The following is a 16,295-nucleotide window of genomic DNA, read 5'->3' on the forward strand; positions in this document are numbered from 1 at the left end:
ATCAACCCCGAGGGGAGCACCGGTGCAGCACGCGTCGCAGACCGAGGACCTCGCGCAGCGCGCGGCCACCGGCGATACGGCCGCCCTGGACGCGCTGCTCCAGCTGATCAGGCCGGAGGTCGTACGGCGCTGCGGCCGCTTCCTGCCGTGCCGCGAGGACGCCGAAGAGGCGGCACAGGATGTGCTGTTGCAGGTCGCGCGGCGGATCGACAGCTTCGAGAGCCGCAGCCGTTTCAGCACCTGGCTCTACACGGTGGTCGCCAACTGCGCCCGCCAGAAGTACCGCGAACTCAAGCGGCGAGCCGCCGAGCAGCCGGTCACCATCGACGAGTCGCAGCAGGTCGACCCCCGTACGACCAGCGTGATCGCCGGCTCCCGCCTCGATCTGCTGGAGGCCCTGGAGCGGCTGGAGCGCGAGCACCCCCACCTGGTGGCGCCACTGGTGTACCGGGACATCTGCCAGCTGGACTACGCCGAGATCGCCGAGCGCGTCGGGATCCCGCTGGGCACCCTCAAGTCACGTCTGCATCAGGCACGCAAGGAGGTCCGGCCGTGGCTGTCCGACGCGTCGGGGTGATTTAGGAGAAAAGGGGGAAAGGGGACGGTATACAGTCCCGCAGGGAAGGGACGGCCGTGACCACGGACGAGCACAGCGATCGCCTCGGGCAGCGAGCGTCCTTCGACATGGCGGACGCGGTCGTGGTGCTGCTCGACGCGCGCGGCAGGGTGACGAGCTGGAGCGGTGACGCGGAACGGCTACTCGGCTATCCGGCCGTGGCTGTGATCGGCCGTGAGGTCGCTGACCTGCTGATACCCGAAGACGCGGCACGGCTGACCGGGTTGGTCGAGCGATACCGCAGAGACGGCGACTGGCTGGGACTGCTGTCGGCGCGGCACCGGGACGGGCACCTGGTGCGGCTGATGGTGCGGGCCGTACCGGCGGGGGCGGGCGGCGGCTGGGTGGCTCTGCTCGCGGACATGACGGCAGCCACGGGGTGGGACATGAGCCGGTCCGTGCTGGAGCGGCTGGTCACGCGGTCCCCGATCGGCATCGGCATCGTGGACACGAATCTGCGGTTCGTGTGGTCGAACCTCGCACTGGAGCAGTTCGGCGGCGTGCCCGCGCGGCGGCGGCTCGGACGGCGGCTGGGGGAGATCCAGCCCGGACTGGACGCCGAGCTGCTCGAGGCCCGGATGCGGGAGGTGCTGGAGACCGGCGTCTCGGTGATCGCGTACGAGCACGTGGGGCGCACCATGGCGGCCCCGCACCGGGAGCAGGCCCACTCGATGTCCTTCGTACGCCTGGAGGACGACGGCGGCCGCCCGCTCGGCGTGTACTACACGGTCGTCGACATCACCGACCGCTATCGCGCCCGCCGGCGGCTGGCACTGCTGGACCGGGCCGGCCAGTACATCGGCCGCACGCTGGACGTCATGCAGACCGCGCAGGACCTGTCCGACGTGGCGGTGCCCGACCTCGCCGACTTCGTCGCCGTCGACCTGCTGGACCCGGTGATCAGGGGCGATGAGACCGCGGCGGGCAGGATCGACGACGCGAACACCGTGACGCTGCGGCGCAGCGGGCAGCAGTCCGTACGCGAAGGCGTCCCGGAGGCGGTGGTGGAGATCGGGGGGCTGGCCACCTACCATGCCTGGTCTCCGTCGATCCAGTGCCTGACCAGCGGATCGTCCTGGCTGGAGGAGCGGCTGGACCCGCTCGCCAGGGAGTGGGCCAGCAATATCCCGGGCGGCCGGGCGGCCCGCTTCCTCGACCTCGGGCTGCACTCGGCGATGGTGGTGCCGATCCGCGCCCGGGGCATCACGCTGGGGATCACCACCTTCTTCCGGCGGCAACGCGACGAACCGTTCGACCGTGACGATCTGCGACTGGCCGAGGAGGTCGTGGCCCGGGCCGCCGTCTGCATCGACAACGCCCGCCGCTACACGCGCGAGCGCGACGCCGCCCTGGCGCTGCAGCACAGCCTGCTCCCGCACGAAACCCCCGACCAGGAGGCCGTCGACGTGGCCTCCTGCTACCGCCCGGGCGACGAACTGGCCCGCGTGGGCGGCGGCTGGTTCGACGTGATCCCGCTGTCCGGAGCCCGGGTCGCGCTGGTGGTGGGCGACGTGGTGGGGCACGGCATCGACGCGGCGGCCACCATGGGGCGGCTGCGCACCGCCGTGCAGACCCTCGCCGACCTCGACCTTCCGCCCGAGGAGCTGCTGGCCCACCTCGACGACCTGGTCGGCCGTGTCTCGCGCGACCAGCGCGCCGCCACCCCGACCACGGACGCCACGGTCCTGGGCGCCAGCTGCCTGTACCTGGTCTACGACCCCGTCAGCCGCCGGTGCTCCATGGCCGGCGCCGGCCACCCACCGCCCGCCGTCCTCGACCCCGGCGGGACGGTCACCTTCCCCGACCTGCCGATGGGCCCCGCGCTGGGCATCGGGGGCCTGCCCTTCGAGTCCATCGAACTCACCCTGGACGAGGGCAGCGTGATCGCCCTCTACACCGACGGTCTGCTCGCCGGCCAGTCCCGCGAGGGCGACTACATCGAGGTGGGGCAGCAGCGGCTGCGCCTCGCGCTGGAAGGTGGCGAGCTGCCGCTGGACGGCCTGTGCCACGCCGTGGTCGACAGCCTGCTGCCGGCCAGGCCGATCGACGACGCGGCGGTGCTCCTGGCACGGACCCGCCGCCTCAGCGAGGACCACGTCGCGACCTGGGACCTCCCCGTCGACCCGGCGTTCGTCGCCCGGGCCCGCGAGATGGCCACCGAGCGGCTGCACACCTGGGGGCTGGACGACCTCGCCTTCACCACCGAGCTCGTCGTCAGCGAGCTCGTCACGAACGCCATCCGCCACGCGACCGGGCCGATCCAGCTGCGCCTGATCCGGGAGCGCACCCTGATCTGCGAGGTCTCCGACGGCGCCAGCACCGCGCCGCACCTGCGCCACCCCCGTACGACCGACGAGGGTGGCCGCGGCCTCTTCCTGATCGCCCAGTTCTCCCAGCGCTGGGGGACCCGCTACCACCCGGACGGCAAGATCATCTGGGCGGAGCAGTCCCTGACGGGCCCGGCGTAGGCGGGTCCCGTAGGGCGTACCGCGTAGTGCGTATCGCGCTACCGGCGGCGCGGGGCCAGCTTGTACAGCGCGAGGCCGGCCGCGATCAGGGTGGTGGAAGCCACCACGAGGGCCATGCTGTTGAGCCACACGCCGGTGGCGGCCAGGGCGGCACCGCCGGTTCCGGTGGTGCCTGCGCCTACGACTCTTCCGTACATCGAATTTCCTCCAGTGGATGGTGAACAGCGGGAATGGTGTGGGGGATCAGGTGGCGACCCACTTCTCCTCGCTACGCCGGACCAGACCCCACAGGGAGGTGAAGTACACGGCGTGCTGGAAGAGGTCGTAGAGCATTTCCGGCAGCATCAGAAGGGCCACGAGGACCGCCCGCGAGCCCGCACGGCGTACGGAGACGACCTTCTCGACGACGAAGATCAGGCCGATGGCGGTCCAGAACGGGGACAGCCCGGGCCAGCCGTACGTGGAGAGGGTCGTGGCCATGAAGGCCAGGTAGACCGCGAAGCTGAGGGCGCCGAAGCCCATCATGAACTGCTGCATGAAGTAACGGGCCGTCACCCGGGTCCAGCCGTAGTCGCGGAGGTTCTCCAGAGCGCCGCGCTGCCAGCGCAGGCGCTGATGCCAGAGCTTGGGGAGGGTGGTCATGACCTCGGTGGTCACCGAGCATCCCGCCGGGGACATGGTGCGGTAGCCGAGGGTCTTGACCGCCTTGGTCATCTCGTCGTCCTCGGTGAGCGAGGCGAGGCTGTAGTAGTCGGCGCCGCCACCGAGGCGGCCGTCGCGGCGGGCGGCCCGGACCTCGCGCAGGACGCGGGCGCGGAACATGGTGCCGGTGCCGGTGAGGACCTGGGCCTTGCCGCCGGTGCGCTCGATCTCCCAGGCGTAGCGGTGGAACTCCATCCGCTGGAGGAGGCCGAGCAGTCCTCCGCCGTCCTCGCCGTAGAAGACGCCGCCGACCGCTCCGACCTTGCGGTTGAAGGTGCCCGTGGCGGTCTCGACGAACCACGGGTTCAGGATCGTGTCGGCGTCCTGAACGAGTATCAGGTCGCGGTCGGCGAGGTGCGGGAGCACCCAGGCGATGGCCTGGTTGAGTCCCCCGGCCTTCTTGTGGGTGTTGTCCCGGGTGTGGAAGACCTCGGCCCCGTGCTGCCGGGCGATGTGGGCGGTCGCGTCTGTGCAGTTGTCGGCGACGACCACGACCAGGTCAGGGCGTTTCGTCTGGTCCCACATGCCCTCGATGGCGTCGGCTATCCGGTCCTGCTCGTTGTGCGCCGGGATGAGGACGACCAGTCTCGGTGTGCCTTCGGAGAAGTCGTCCTGCGCCGCGTGCGCACGGCGCGGTGCGTGGCGTCGCCTTTGCTGCGGCTGCGCGGCAGGCGGTTCCGCCAGGTTGAGCACATCGAACTCCGGGGGTCGTACTACTTCGTCCGACGCTCCGGCGTCGCCGTTCACTCACAGATGTTGCGCGACATCTTCACGAATGAACAGATGTGCCAAGGTGACAATGAGATCAAATTTCTGCTGTCGGCCGGGCGAACCGGACATGACGGAGCACCGGGCCCGATACTCCGGCGCTCCGGTGCCCCAGTAGTGCGGTCCGTCAGCCCGCCGTGGGCGGCTCCACGGGCGTGAGCAGCACGAAGTCCGCGCCCTGCGGGTCGACGCAGACGGCCAGCCGCCCGACGCCCTCCGCGTCCTCGGGGCCCATCTGCACGGTGCCGCCGTTGGCGGTCACCTTGGCGACCGAGGCGTCGCAGTCGGCGGTCGCGAACACCGGGTGCCAGTACGGCTTGCCGCCGGTCAGTTGCAGATACTCCGGCGGGAGCTCCATGAGGCCGCCCTGCATACGCTCGTTGGGGAGGCCGGCGGGGGTGATGAGCGAGTACGTGCCCGCGCCGCCCGGCAGCTCCATGTCCTCGGTCTGCCAGCCGAGGACGGATCCGTAGAACGCCTTCGAGGCGGCCGCGTCGGTCGTGTACAGCTCGGTCCAGGACAGCGTGCCCGGCTCGTCCACCGCCTCCAGACCCTGATCCTTGCCCGGCTGCCAGACGGCGAACTGGGCGCCCTGCGGGTCGGTGAAGTGGGCCATGCGGCCCATGTCGCCGGCGTCGCTCGGATCGACGCGCACAGTGCCGCCGCTCTTTCGCACCTCCTGCGCGGTGGCGTCGGCGTCAGGGGTGTTGAAGTAGATCGTCCAGGCCGGGCGCGCGCCTTCCTCGGTGAGCTGCCCGATGGCGCCGACGGTCTTGCCGTTCTGCTTGAGGGCGCCGTACTGGGCGGTGTCCGTGCCGGTGCCCTCCGGCGGGACGTACGGGTCGAACTCCCAGCCGAAGACCGCACCGTAGAAGCGGGCCGCTGCCGCGACGTCGGGGGCACCGAGATCGATCCAGTTCGGTGAGCCCTTGACGAAGTCAGTGGTGATCATGCTGATCTCCCTTCGCGGATCCTTCTCGGATCCCTGCTTCCACCAGCCTGGCACCCACCACTGACAATCGCCCACCGATGACTCCTGGCAGGCACTGTCGTCATATCTGCAGTAATGAGGTGATCGAGAATGGCCAAAGGAGATCGCACCATGGACTGGAAGCTCGAACTCGTCATCCTGCCCGTCTCCGACGTGGATCGCGCCAAGGCCTTCTACACCGAGAAAATGGGCTTCGATGTGCACGTCGACCACCGCGCCGGCGACGACTTCCGCGTCGTCCAGCTGGATCCTCCGGGCTCTGCCTGCTCGATCACCATCGGCACCGGCGTCACCGACGCCGAGCCCGGATCGGTACGCGGCCTGCACCTGGTGGTCACCGACATCGAGGCGGCGCGTGCCGAGCTCGTCGGACGCGGCACCGACGTCGGCGAGATCTTCCACTTCGACGCCGGCAAGCAGGCCGCGGGCCCGCACCCCGAGCGCAGCGACTACAACTCCTTCCTCGGCTTCGCCGACCCCGACGGCAACACCTGGATGGTCCAGGAGGTCAACTGGAAGGCTTCGGCGTCCCCGTCGTGACGGCCAGCAGCGGCAGCACCCGCCCGGGGACGGAGCCGGACGGCGTCTCCCCGATGCGTACGGCGCCCATCGCCCGGTAGAAGGGCTCCGCGTTCGGGTCGGCGTCGATGGTCAGGCGCCTGAAGCCGGTGTCGCGGGCCGTGGCGAGGAGGTGCTCGAAGAGCAGGCGGCCGAAGCCCTGCCCGATGGCCGTCGGATCGACGAACATCATGCCGACGGCGCCTTCCGGCGGCTCGCCCTCCAAGGTGCTGAACCCGATGACACTGACGCGGCCGTCGTGCTCGCGCTCCGCCACCATGGTCCGGTGAAGGGCGATCTCCTGCGGCGAGACGGTCAGCTCGTCCCGGCAGGCGGCCATGAAGGCCTCGTCGTAACCCCAGTGGGCCTTGGAGCGCAGAGCGAGGTCGGTCAGGAGCCCGGCCTCGTCGGGGCGGGCGGCTCGGATCATCGCGGGCCCATGCTTCCGGTCCGTTCGCCGACTTCGCTCACCACGTCGGGGGCGGTGAGATCGAGGAGCGTCATCGCGTCGTGGTCAGGGGTGCCGGCCGGTGCCATGTAGATGACGAGGCGCTGTCCGTCGGTGCGGTTGAGGGTCATGACCTCGTGGGTGAGGGTCATGGTGCCGACGACCGGGTGCAGGAAGGTCTTCGAGCCGTCGCCGATGGCCCGTACCTCGTAGCGCTCCCACAGCCGGTTGAAGTCCGGGCTCTTGACGATGAGTTCGCCGACCAGCGCCGCCAGGTCCGGCGCGTCCGGGTCGGAGCCGGCGACGGCGCGGAGCTGGGCGACGCAGCCCTTGGCCTTCTGCTCCCAGTCGGGCCACAGGTCGCGGGCTTCGGGGTGGAGGAAGGTGTAGCGGATCGTGTTGCGCTGCCGGGCGGGCCAGTCGGCCATGCCGTGCACCAGGCGCAGTCCGGCCGGGTTGGCGGCCAGGAGGTCGTTGGTGCGGCTCACGACGTACGCCGGGTTGGGCCGCAGCGTCTCCAGGAGCTGCTGCACGGTGGGCCGTACGGTCCGCGAGGGCGCCCGGCGCGGTTCGGGGGCGCGGCGGGCGGCCTGGGCGGCGAGGTCGCGGAGGTAGGCGCGTTCCTCGTCGTCGAGGCGGAGCGCGTCGCCGAGGGCGTCGACGACGGCGGGGCTGGGGCGGGTCTCCTTGCCGCGCTCCAGCCGGGTGTAGTAGTCGATGCTGACGCCCGCGAGGGCGGCGATCTCCTCCCGGCGCAACCCCGGCGTGCGGCGGACGCGGGTGCCGGTCGGCAGCCCCACGTCGGTGGGCCGGACCCCTTCCCTGCGGGCCCGCAGGAATCGTCCCAGCTCGGTCTGCTCGCTCGTCATGCCGTCCAGTGTCTCCCGTGGGCCCGGGGCCCGGGCAACCGGTTTGGGGGGCCCTGTCACACCCCGGAAAAACGCGGTCTGCCTGTGCCGTGCGTAAGCGGCCAGCCTTGGTCGTACCCAAACCCGGAGGGACGGCAATGACCTCGACCACCACAGGGGCCGTACGGACGTCAGGCACCACCCCGGCCCCGGTACGGCCCGAACCGCCCCGCGTACCGGCCGCCGTTGTCCTCGGCGCGGCACTGCTGGGCTTCTTCGTGATCGGCCTGGACGCCTCCGCCGTGAACGTCGCCCTGCCCGGGATCGGGCGGACCCTCGGCGGTTCGACGGCCGGGCTGCAGTGGATCGTGGACGCGTACACGCTGATGTTCGCGGCCCTGCTGCTGTCCGCCGGCGCGCTCTCGGACCGGCTCGGCGCCAACCGGGTCTTCGCCACCGGGCTCGCCGTCTTCACCGCCGCCTCCGCGATCTGCGGCCTGGCGCCCGCCCTCGGCCCGCTGATCGGTGCCCGGCTGCTCCAGGGCAGCGCGGCGGCCGTCATGCTGCCGTCCTCGCTGGCCCTGGTCCGCCAGGCCTTCCCCGACGCCGCCGAGCGCGGCCGGGCCATCGCCCTGTGGACGGTCGGCGGCGCGGTCTCGACGGCCGCCGGGCCGGTGTTCGGCGGGGCGCTCACCAGCTCGCTGGGCTGGCGGTCGATCTTCTTCCTGAACCTGCCGGTCGGGCTGATCACGCTGGCCGTGCTGGCCCGCGTCCCGCGCTCGCCGCGCCGGGCGGCGTCGCTCGACCCGCTGGGCCAGTTGACCGCCGTGATCGCGCTGGGCGCCCTGACCTTCGGGGTGATCGAGGGCGGCGCCTCCGGCTTCGGCACCCCGGCCGCCTGGGGCGCCCTGCTGGTCGCCGGGGTGGCGATGGCCGGCTTCGTCCTGACCGAGGCCCGGGTGGCCGACCCGATGGTGCCGCTGAGCCTGTTCCGGTCGCGTACGGCCACGATCTGCCTGGCGATCGGCTTCGCGGTCAACGCGGCGTTCTACGGGGTCGTGTTCGTCCTCAGCCTCTTCTTCCAGCAGGTCCTGGGCCAGTCCGCGGTGGCCGCCGGCCTGATGTTCCTGCCGATGACCGCCCTGGTCGCCGGTGCCAACATCGCCTCCGCCAAGGCCGCCACGCGCTTCGGCCCCCGCGTGCCCATCGCGGCCGGCCAGCTCGTCTGCGCCCTCGGCCTGCTGGGCCTGCTCGCCACCGGCATCGACGCCGGTACGGGCCATCTCCTGCTGGCCCTCCTCCTGGTCCCGCTCGGCCTCGGTCTCGGCTTCGCCGTCCCCTCCCTCACCGCCGCCATGCTCGGCGACCTCCCCGCCGACCGCGCCGGCATGGCGGGCGGCGTCCTCAACGCCGGCCGCCAGACCGGCGGCGCCCTCGCCGTCGCCGCCTTCGGCGCCCTGGTCTCCCACCAGGCCACCTTCGTCCACGGCCTGCACGTGAGCCTGCTGACCTCCGCGCTGCTGCTCCTGGTGACGGCCGGCGCGGCGCTGGGCCTGCGCAAGCGCTCCTGACAGCACGCGCTGCGACGCATCCGGGAGCCGCCGCGGGCCCGTGCCGCACTCGGCGGCCCCGTCGACGCTTCGGCCGCCGACCTCTCTTGACTTCACATGATCCCCGAGCAACATTCCTGACGCCCCATCAGCTTCCAGCCTCCGGAGCGTCGCCATGCCCGTAAGACCCCCTTCCCGCCGTCACGTGGTCATGGCCGGTGCCGGCACCGGTGCCGGGCTCCTGCTCGGGAGCCGCGCAGGCGAGGCGTACGCGGCCGATGTGCCGTCGCTCGGTACGTACGACGTGGTCGTGGTCGGCGCCGGGGCGGCGGGGATGACGGCGGCGCTGGCGGCGGCCAAGCGGGGGCTGAGCTGTGTGGTGGTCGAGAAGGCGGCCACGTACGGGGGTTCGGCGGCGCGGTCGGGAGCGGGGATCTGGGTGCCGTGCAACGAGGTGATCCTGGCGGCCGGGGTGGCGGACACCGCGGCGAAGGCGGCGACGTATCTCGCGGCGGTCGTGGGGGGCGATGTGCCGCAGGCCAGGCAGCAGGCGTTCCTGGACCACGGGCCGGCGATGATCTCGTTCGTGATGGCGAACAGCCCGCTGCGCTTCCGGTGGATGGAGGGGTACAGCGACTACTATCCCGAGCTCGCCGGCGGGATGCCGAACGGCCGCTCCATGGAGCCGGACCAGCTGGACGGCAACGTCCTGGGCACGGAACTGGCCAACCTCAACCCGCCGTACATGGCCGTCCCCGCCGGAATGGTCGTCTTCAGCGCCGACTACAAATGGCTCACCCTGTCCCTGGTCAGCGCCAAGGGCCTGGCGGTGGCCACCGAATGCCTGGCGCGGGGCACCAAGGCCGCGCTGCTGGGCCAGAAGCCGCTGACCATGGGGCAGGCGCTGGCGGGCGGGCTACGGGCGGGGCTGCTGGCGGCCGGGGTGCCGGTGTGGCTGAACACGCCGCTGACCGATCTGTACGCCGAGGACGGCAAGGTGACCGGCGTGGTGGTGACCAGGGACGGCGCGACCGGGCTCGTACGGGCCCGGCACGGGGTGGTCGTCGGCTCCGGGGGCTTCGAGCACAACGCGGCGATGCGCACGCAGTACCAGCGGCAGCCGATCGGCACCGACTGGACGGTCGGGGCCAAGGAGAACACCGGCGACGGCATCCAGGCCGGTGAGCGGGCCGGCGCCGCGCTCGCCCTCATGGACGACGCCTGGTGGGGCCCCGCCATCCCACTCCCCGACCAGCCCTACTTCTGCCTGGCCGAACGCACCCTCCCCGGCGGCCTCATGGTCAACGCGGCCGGCCGGCGCTTCGTCAACGAGGCGGCCCCGTACAGCGATGTCGTGCACACGATGTACGACCGGAATCCGGCCGACCCCGACATCCCCGCCTGGCTGATCGTCGACCAGAACTACCGCAACCGGTACCTCTTCAAGGACGTCTCCCCGACCCTGGCCTTCCCCGACGCCTGGTACACCTCCGGCGCCGTCAGGAAGGCCTGGACCCTCGACGCCCTCGCCGACGCCACCGGCCTCCCCCGGGCGACCCTGCGCGCCACCGTCGCCCGCTTCAACTCCCTCGCGGCGACCGGTGAGGACCCCGACTTCCACCGCGGCGACAGCGTCTACGACCACTACTACACCGACCCCGCCGTCCTCCCCGACTCCTGCCTCGCCCCCCTCTGGCTCGCCCCCTTCTACGCCTTCCGCATCGTCCCCGGCGACCTCGGCACCAAGGGCGGCCTCCTCACCGACCCCCGCGCCCGCGTCCTGCGCCCCGACGGCACCGTCATCCCCGGCCTCTACGCCGCCGGCAACGCCAGCGCCGCCGTGATGGGCCATAGCTACGCCGGCGCGGGCTCCACCATCGGCCCCGCCATGACCTTCGGCTACATCGCCGCCAACGACATCGCGGACCAGGCCTAGGGCCGGCCCAGATCTGGCTAGGTCTGGCTGGGGCCGGCCCAGCGCGTGTCCGGCCGCCTCAGGTCTCCCGGGCCCACACCTCGCCCACCGCGGCCGCCTCCCGCCGCCCCTGCGCGAGCCCGGCGTGGGCGGCGGGCGTACGCACCGCCGGGGCCAGCGGGTCGATGCCGAAGGCGGCCGCCGAGGCGTCGTCCGGCGTGATGACGGCGACCCGGGCGGTCCGGCGCAGGCCGGCGATCTCGGCCTCCAGGGCCGGATCGGCCATCGGGGCCAGGACGAGGACGCGGTCGTGTCCGGCGGCCAGGTCGGCGTTGTTGGAGGTGCGGACGCCCCCGTCGACGTAGTGGGCGCCGCCGATCGGCACCGGCGGCCAGATGCCGGGGACGGCGCAGCTCGCGGCGACCGCTTCCACCAGCCCGACCCCGGAGTGCCGGTCGAACAGCCGCGTACCGCCCGTGCGGGCGTCGACGACCACCAGGGTCAGCGGCCGGTCCTCAGGCCAGTCGTGCCGGGGGAGCCGTCGGGCGATCACCTCGAGCCGGGCGGCCTCGGGCACCGTGGTGGCGCCCAGCGCGAGCGCGCCGATCCCGCGCCGCAGCTCCAACGGATCGGTGTGCTCGGCGACCAGCTTGGCCCACAGCTCCAGCACCTCCGCGACGGACGTCCCGGACGGCGCCAACTCCTCGTTCTGCAGCGCGGGATCGGTCTGCCGCGCCAACAGCTCCGGCAGCGTCAGCCCGCTCGCCAGCTGCGCCGCGACCGCCGCACCGGCCGACGTACCCACGACGTGGTCGGCCGTCGCCGGCACGTCGACGCCCTCCTCCGCCAGTCCGGCCAGCACGCCCGTCTCCCAGGCGATCCCGGCCAGCCCGCCCCCGCCCAGCACGAGTGCCCGCGTCATCGTCATCCCACAGCTCCCCAGAGTCCGGCCGTACGAGTCCTGCCAACCATACGAGCGCCCACCGACAATCCCGGTGCCGCTCCGCCCACTTACGGGCATGATCCCCGCATGACCGGCTCCCGCCGCCCCCGTGGCCAGACCATCGTCCTCGCCAAGGTCCCCGAGGCCGACCCCGTCGTCGGACCGCACCGGCTCCACCACGACGCCTCCGCCGCAGCCGGGCTCCCGGCCCACATCACCGTCCTGTACCCGTATCTCAGCGCAAGCCGCCTCACGCCCGGCACCCTCGGCACCCTCCGCGACCTCATGGCCGCCCACCAGCCCGTCGACCTCACCTTCACCGACTTCGGCCGCTTCCCCGACGCCCTCTGGCTCTCCCCCGTCCCCGCCGAGCCGCTGCGCGCGCTCACCGCGGCCATCGCCGCCCGCTGGCCCGAAGCGCCGCCTCACCAGGGCCGCTTCCCCGACGTCATCCCCCACCTCACCGTCGCCTCCGGCCGGCCGCCCCACGTCTACGACGCCGTCGAAGCGGCCCTCGCACCCGCGCTCCCGCTCACCGCACACATCAGCTCCGTCCACCTGATGGTCTCGGACGGGGCGACCTGGCACGACCACACCGAGTTCGCCCTCGGCGCGGCCGCACCGCGTGTCTGCGCCCGCCCGGTCACGCCGACGTGAAAGCTCGTCACATGCCCAACCTGCTGCGCGCCGTGTGGACCGTCCTCGTGCCCGGCCGCGATCAGCGGCATGGGCCGCTGCCGCCGGTGCTGCTGGTGCTGACCGTGGTCACGGGGCTCGTCGACGCGTTCAGTTATCTGTCCCTGGGCCATGTCTTCGTGGCCAACATGACCGGCAACATCGTCTTCATCGCCTTCGCCACCGCCGGCGCGGCCGGCTTCTCCGTGATCGCCTCGCTTCTCGCGCTGGGGGCGTTCCTGGTCGGGGCGCTGGCGGGGGGCCGGGTCACGCACCGTTTCCGGGACCACCGGGGGCGGATGCTGCGGGCCGCGCTCACGCTGCACACGGTGCTGGTCGCGGGGGGCCTGGTGGCGGCGGGGGTGGGCCGGGCGCCGTACCGGGGGTCCGCGCTGTATCTGCTGATCGCGCTGCTCGGGCTGGCCATGGGGGTCCAGAACGCCCTGGCCCGGTCGCTGGCGGTACCGGACCTGACGACCACCGTGCTCACGATGACGCTCACCGGGCTGGCAGCCGAGGCACCGGAGTCCTCCGGCGTGCGTACGGCCCGCCGGCTGCTGGCCACCGCCGCGCTCTTCGTCGGCGCTCTGCTGGGGGCCACCGCGGCGCTGCGGGGCTGGTCGGCGCTGCCGTTGCTGCTGGCGGTGGCGATGCTCGCGGTGACCGTGGGGGTGGCTTACGCGCTGGCTCGCTCCAGGGGCGCGTGGGTCGACCCGGCCTAGCGCGGGCGGTCTTGTCACGTCCGATAATCCGACGAACACTACGTGTCATGCCGGTGGTTGCGCTCGTGGGAACGCTGGACACCAAAGGTGTGGAGTACGGCTGGTTACGTGACCGCCTCCTGCGGAGCGGCGTCGACGTCCTCGTCATCGACGCCGGGGTCGCCGGTGAGCCACGCATCGCCGCCGACATCCCGCGCGCCGAGGTCGCCCGCGCCGCCGGCACCGACCTGCGCAGCCTGCGGGCCGGGGGCGACCGGGGCTCGGCGGTCACCGAGATGGCGCGGGGCGCCGAGGAGGTCGTACGGCGGCTGCATGCGGAGCACAGGCTGCACGGGGTGCTGGCGCTCGGCGGGAGCGGGGGGACGTCGATCGCGACGCAGGCGATGCGGGCGCTGCCGCTGGGGGTGCCGAAGCTGATGGTGTCGTCGATGGCGGCCGGGGATGTCTCGCCGTACGTCGGGACGACCGACATCGCGATGATGTACAGCGTCGTCGACATCGCCGGGATCAACCGGGTGTCGGCGCCGATCCTCGCCAACGCCGCCGACGCGATCGCCGGGATGGCGAAGGGCTACGCGGCCGCGTCCGCCGCACCGCCGCCCGTCGACGGCAGGCCCCTGGTCGCCGCGACCATGGCGGGCGTGACCACCCCCTGCGTCGACGCGGCCCGCGAGCGGCTCACCGAACTCGGCTACGAGGTGCTGGTCTTCCACACCGTCGGCCCCGGCGGCCGCTCCATGGAGGCCCTCGCCGGGCAGGGTCTGCTCGCCGGGGTCCTCGACCTCACCCTCAGCGAACTCGCCGACGACCTCGTGGGCGGCCACTTCGGCTCCGGCCCCGACCGCCTCCGCACCGCCGGCCGCCACGGCCTCCCCCAGGTCGTCAGCCCGGGCGCCCTCGACATGGTCAAGTTCGGCCCCCTCGCCTCCCTCCCCGAACGCTTCCGCGACCGCCACGTCCTCGTCCACAACCCCTCCGTCACCGTCATCCGCACCACCGCCTCCGAATCCGCCCACCTCGGCCGTGGCATCGCCGCCAAACTCCGCGCCGCCACCGGCCCCACCGCCCTCTGCCTTCCCCTCCGCGGCCTCTCCACCCTCGGCGAACCCGGCGGCATCTACCACGACCCCGTCGTCGACGCCACCCTCTTCCACGCCCTCCGCGACGGCCTCCGCGACAGCACCGTCGAACTCCTCGAATACGACACCCACATCAACGACCCCGCCTTCGCCCACGCCGCCGCGAACCGCCTCCACACCATGATCACGGGCTGACCGCCAACACCAATACGCCGCGGCGCGCCCGGTGATGACCGTCCAGGGCGAGGACGGTGAGGTGCCGGCCATGGCGGAGCCGACGGCGAGGTCGAGGATGTGGACCCCATCCTCCACGCCGACCTCGCACCGCTCCCTCGGGCTCGGCGGCCAGGCCCGAGTAGGCGACCCGCAGGGCCTCACGGGCTGACCGCCAACACCAGGTACGCCGCCAACACCGACAGATGCACCCCGCCCTGAAGCGGCGTCGCGCGCCCCGGGATGACTGTCAGCCGGGCTTGATGTTGTGTGCGGGGTGGAAGGCGTCGTCCCCGTCGTGGTCCCCGTGCCCGCACGGCCTGGCGGGCGCCTCGTGCGTCAGGCCGGCGGGGGCGGGTTCGCCGTGCGCCGGGGCGCAGGCCGCGCGCATGGCCGTCTCGACCATGTGCTCGCTGTCCGAGGTGGCTTCGGCGAGGCTGACGCAGCAGGCGATGAGCAGGAGGCCGCCCGCGAGCAGCGGAGCCAGCCGCCGCCGGGGCGGTGGGTCGAGCAGCGCGCGTACCCGACGGGGCACGGCTCCGCCGTCGATGGCCAGGGCGGCGGGCAGGCCGGGGGCACGGCCGGGGCCGGCGGCGGCGGAGGCGAGGGCGGCCCGGGCGACGGCACGGGCGACCACCGAACGGTCGCCGACGGTGGCCGCGGCCTGCTCGTCGGCCCAGCGCTCCAGGACGAAGTCGCCCGCGGTGGCCAGCGGCCGCAGCAGCGGGTTCGCGGCGGCGGCGAGCCGCCAGCCGGCCTGGAACAGGTAGTGGCGGCCGCGCAGATGGGCCCGTTCGTGCGCCAGCAGGGCCTCCCGCTCGGCGGGGTCGAGGCACCGCAGCATGCCCCGGGTGACCACGATGCGGCCGGGCGCACCGGGCAGCGCGTACGCCACCGGGGCGGCCTCGTCCAGCACCGCGAGTTCGCCGTGACCGGGCAGCTCGCGGCACTCGCGGCGCACCCGGCGCACCGCGCGGACCTGCCGTGCGGCGGTGACGGTCAGCGCCACGCACCCGGCGAGCAGCACCAGGGCGCACACCACGGCCGCGCTGAGCCACACCGGGGACTCGGCCCGCAGCACCTGGACGGACCAGGGGCCTTCCTCCGCGATCTCGGGGATCTGGGCGACGGCGATGAACGCCAGCAGGGCCAGCGCGACCAGCCAGCCGACCGCGGTGACCAGCGCGGCGCAGGCCAGTGCCCAGGCCGCCCGGCGCGGCGGGAGGAGCACGGCCAGCCGCGGCGCGAGCACGGCGAGCACCGCGCTGACGGCGAACGGGACGTAGACGCTGAGTCGCAAGGGGCCGCTACCCGTCGTGCTCGCCGAGCAGCCGCTGAAGCAACCGCTCGTCCTCCGGCGAGAGTTCGGACACGAACCGCGACAGCACGGCCTCGCGGTCCGATCCCTGGTCCAGAAGCGAGCGCATGCGGCCGGCGGTGTGCGAGGCCTCGTCCCGTTCGGGGGCGTACGCGTAGCCGCGGCCGGCGCGGCGCCGGGTGAGCATGCCCTTCTCGTACAGCCGGAACAGGATCGTCAGGACGGTGGTCTGGGCGAGGTCGCCGGGCAGCCGTTCCCTCACCTGGGCGGCGGTCAGCGGTTCCTCGGCCGCCCACAGAGCGGCCAGGACGCTGCTCTCCAGCTGACCGGGGGCACGCCGGCGGCCGGCGGCACCGGCGTCTTCGGCCTCCTGCATCCCGTACACCCGCCCTTCTCGTCGGGGACACCCAATCGCGGGGCTTAAATCTACTACCCCTTGTAGAAATGTGATCCGATCGAGGCCCGAGCCCAACAACTACAC

At 72.8% G+C, this 16,295-nt stretch carries 16 protein-coding genes; 8 read left to right on the forward strand and 8 right to left on the reverse strand.

Annotated elements, in window-relative coordinates; all coding sequences use genetic code 11:
- The first annotated feature begins 22 nt into the window (after window positions 1–22).
- Window positions 23–577 carry an RNA polymerase sigma factor gene (locus ACFXJ5_RS05450; RefSeq protein ID WP_384627185.1) on the forward strand — a complete coding sequence of 185 codons (555 nt, stop codon included), beginning with the start codon at window positions 23–25 and terminating at the stop codon, window positions 575–577.
- Window positions 578–633: 56 nt separating this feature from the next.
- The gene (locus tag ACFXJ5_RS05455) at window positions 634–3,084 is read left to right on the forward strand and encodes a SpoIIE family protein phosphatase (protein WP_384627188.1); all 2,451 of its coding nucleotides are present in this window, start codon (window positions 634–636) and stop codon (window positions 3,082–3,084) included.
- A gap of 38 nt (window positions 3,085–3,122) precedes the next feature.
- Here ACFXJ5_RS05455 and ACFXJ5_RS05460 read toward each other — a convergent pair whose 3' ends face one another.
- The 3 genes from ACFXJ5_RS05460 to ACFXJ5_RS05470 form a co-directional block, all read right to left on the reverse strand.
- A complete protein-coding gene (locus tag ACFXJ5_RS05460; RefSeq protein ID WP_384627190.1) occupies window positions 3,123–3,281 on the reverse strand; it encodes a hypothetical protein in 159 nt (52 codons plus the stop codon).
- A 46-nt stretch (window positions 3,282–3,327) separates the two neighbouring features.
- Window positions 3,328–4,371, reverse strand: coding sequence for a glycosyltransferase (locus ACFXJ5_RS05465; RefSeq protein WP_384628324.1), 1,044 nt, complete (start codon window positions 4,369–4,371; stop codon window positions 3,328–3,330).
- 310 nt (window positions 4,372–4,681) lie between these two features.
- Window positions 4,682–5,506 carry a VOC family protein gene (locus ACFXJ5_RS05470; protein WP_384627193.1) on the reverse strand — a complete coding sequence of 275 codons (825 nt, stop codon included), beginning with the start codon at window positions 5,504–5,506 and terminating at the stop codon, window positions 4,682–4,684.
- Between the two features lie 150 nt (window positions 5,507–5,656).
- Between ACFXJ5_RS05470 and ACFXJ5_RS05475 the strand changes: the two genes are divergently transcribed.
- Window positions 5,657–6,085 (forward strand): glyoxalase superfamily protein, encoded by a 429-nt coding sequence (locus tag ACFXJ5_RS05475; protein WP_384627195.1) that lies wholly within the window; start codon window positions 5,657–5,659, stop codon window positions 6,083–6,085.
- On the opposite strand, the gene ACFXJ5_RS05480 is transcribed toward ACFXJ5_RS05475, so the two are convergent.
- Together ACFXJ5_RS05480 and ACFXJ5_RS05485 are read right to left on the reverse strand one after the other, a co-directional pair.
- The gene (locus tag ACFXJ5_RS05480; RefSeq protein ID WP_384627197.1) at window positions 6,054–6,533 is read right to left on the reverse strand and encodes a GNAT family N-acetyltransferase; all 480 of its coding nucleotides are present in this window, start codon (window positions 6,531–6,533) and stop codon (window positions 6,054–6,056) included. The genes ACFXJ5_RS05475 and ACFXJ5_RS05480 overlap by 32 nt on opposite strands.
- Entirely contained in the window at window positions 6,530–7,420 is an 891-nt protein-coding gene (locus tag ACFXJ5_RS05485) for a helix-turn-helix transcriptional regulator (protein ID WP_384627200.1), read from the reverse strand. Before ACFXJ5_RS05485 ends, ACFXJ5_RS05480 begins: the two co-directional genes overlap by 4 nt.
- Before the next feature lie 137 nt (window positions 7,421–7,557).
- Between ACFXJ5_RS05485 and ACFXJ5_RS05490 the strand changes: the two genes are divergently transcribed.
- Together ACFXJ5_RS05490 and kstD are read left to right on the forward strand one after the other, a co-directional pair.
- Window positions 7,558–8,970, forward strand: coding sequence for an MFS transporter (locus ACFXJ5_RS05490; RefSeq protein WP_384627202.1), 1,413 nt, complete (start codon window positions 7,558–7,560; stop codon window positions 8,968–8,970).
- A 154-nt stretch (window positions 8,971–9,124) separates the two neighbouring features.
- Window positions 9,125–10,885, forward strand: coding sequence for a 3-oxosteroid 1-dehydrogenase (gene kstD / locus ACFXJ5_RS05495; protein ID WP_384627205.1), 1,761 nt, complete (start codon window positions 9,125–9,127; stop codon window positions 10,883–10,885).
- Between the two features lie 58 nt (window positions 10,886–10,943).
- On the opposite strand, the gene ACFXJ5_RS05500 is transcribed toward kstD, so the two are convergent.
- Window positions 10,944–11,792: a patatin-like phospholipase family protein gene (locus ACFXJ5_RS05500; RefSeq protein WP_384627208.1), complete on the reverse strand. Its 849-nt coding sequence runs from the start codon at window positions 11,790–11,792 to the stop codon at window positions 10,944–10,946.
- A gap of 102 nt (window positions 11,793–11,894) precedes the next feature.
- Here ACFXJ5_RS05500 and ACFXJ5_RS05505 point away from each other — a divergent pair, with 102 nt between their 5' ends.
- Genes ACFXJ5_RS05505 through ACFXJ5_RS05515 form a run of 3 tightly spaced genes read left to right on the forward strand, consistent with a single transcriptional unit; the run spans window position 11,895 to window position 14,478 of the window.
- Window positions 11,895–12,464: a 2'-5' RNA ligase family protein gene (locus tag ACFXJ5_RS05505; protein ID WP_384627211.1), complete on the forward strand. Its 570-nt coding sequence runs from the start codon at window positions 11,895–11,897 to the stop codon at window positions 12,462–12,464.
- 11 nt (window positions 12,465–12,475) lie between these two features.
- On the forward strand, window positions 12,476–13,204 hold the full coding sequence (locus tag ACFXJ5_RS05510) for a YoaK family protein (RefSeq protein WP_384627214.1): 729 nt from the start codon (window positions 12,476–12,478) through the stop codon (window positions 13,202–13,204).
- A 47-nt stretch (window positions 13,205–13,251) separates the two neighbouring features.
- Window positions 13,252–14,478: a Tm-1-like ATP-binding domain-containing protein gene (locus tag ACFXJ5_RS05515; RefSeq protein ID WP_384627216.1), complete on the forward strand. Its 1,227-nt coding sequence runs from the start codon at window positions 13,252–13,254 to the stop codon at window positions 14,476–14,478.
- Window positions 14,479–14,746: 268 nt separating this feature from the next.
- Here the strand turns inward: ACFXJ5_RS05515 and ACFXJ5_RS05520 are convergent, their stop codons facing one another.
- Both ACFXJ5_RS05520 and ACFXJ5_RS05525 read right to left on the reverse strand, forming a co-directional pair.
- Window positions 14,747–15,796: a M56 family metallopeptidase gene (locus ACFXJ5_RS05520; protein WP_384627219.1), complete on the reverse strand. Its 1,050-nt coding sequence runs from the start codon at window positions 15,794–15,796 to the stop codon at window positions 14,747–14,749.
- A gap of 7 nt (window positions 15,797–15,803) precedes the next feature.
- Window positions 15,804–16,190, reverse strand: coding sequence for a BlaI/MecI/CopY family transcriptional regulator (locus ACFXJ5_RS05525; RefSeq protein ID WP_384627222.1), 387 nt, complete (start codon window positions 16,188–16,190; stop codon window positions 15,804–15,806).
- Between the last annotated feature and the right edge of the window lie 105 nt (window positions 16,191–16,295).

Origin of the sequence: Streptomyces sp. NPDC059373, from assembly GCF_042751495.1 — a bacterium.
Taxonomy (GTDB): Bacteria; Actinomycetota; Actinomycetes; order Streptomycetales; family Streptomycetaceae; genus Actinacidiphila.

Excerpts from the sequence above, each read along its gene's own strand:
- ACFXJ5_RS05480 (WP_384627197.1), bottom strand. The coding sequence starts at position 6,533 with ATGATCCGAGCCGCCCGCCCCGACGAGGCCGGGCTCCTGACCGACCTC.
- ACFXJ5_RS05460 (WP_384627190.1), bottom strand. The coding sequence starts at position 3,281 with ATGTACGGAAGAGTCGTAGGCGCAGGCACCACCGGAACCGGCGGTGCC.
- ACFXJ5_RS05485 (WP_384627200.1), bottom strand. The coding sequence starts at position 7,420 with ATGACGAGCGAGCAGACCGAGCTGGGACGATTCCTGCGGGCCCGCAGG.
- kstD (WP_384627205.1), top strand. The coding sequence starts at position 9,125 with ATGCCCGTAAGACCCCCTTCCCGCCGTCACGTGGTCATGGCCGGTGCC.
- ACFXJ5_RS05515 (WP_384627216.1), top strand. The coding sequence starts at position 13,252 with ATGCCGGTGGTTGCGCTCGTGGGAACGCTGGACACCAAAGGTGTGGAG.
- ACFXJ5_RS05500 (WP_384627208.1), bottom strand. The coding sequence starts at position 11,792 with ATGACGATGACGCGGGCACTCGTGCTGGGCGGGGGCGGGCTGGCCGGG.
- ACFXJ5_RS05510 (WP_384627214.1), top strand. The coding sequence starts at position 12,476 with ATGCCCAACCTGCTGCGCGCCGTGTGGACCGTCCTCGTGCCCGGCCGC.
- ACFXJ5_RS05505 (WP_384627211.1), top strand. The coding sequence starts at position 11,895 with ATGACCGGCTCCCGCCGCCCCCGTGGCCAGACCATCGTCCTCGCCAAG.
- ACFXJ5_RS05525 (WP_384627222.1), bottom strand. The coding sequence starts at position 16,190 with ATGCAGGAGGCCGAAGACGCCGGTGCCGCCGGCCGCCGGCGTGCCCCC.
- ACFXJ5_RS05470 (WP_384627193.1), bottom strand. The coding sequence starts at position 5,506 with ATGATCACCACTGACTTCGTCAAGGGCTCACCGAACTGGATCGATCTC.
- ACFXJ5_RS05475 (WP_384627195.1), top strand. The coding sequence starts at position 5,657 with ATGGACTGGAAGCTCGAACTCGTCATCCTGCCCGTCTCCGACGTGGAT.
- ACFXJ5_RS05490 (WP_384627202.1), top strand. The coding sequence starts at position 7,558 with ATGACCTCGACCACCACAGGGGCCGTACGGACGTCAGGCACCACCCCG.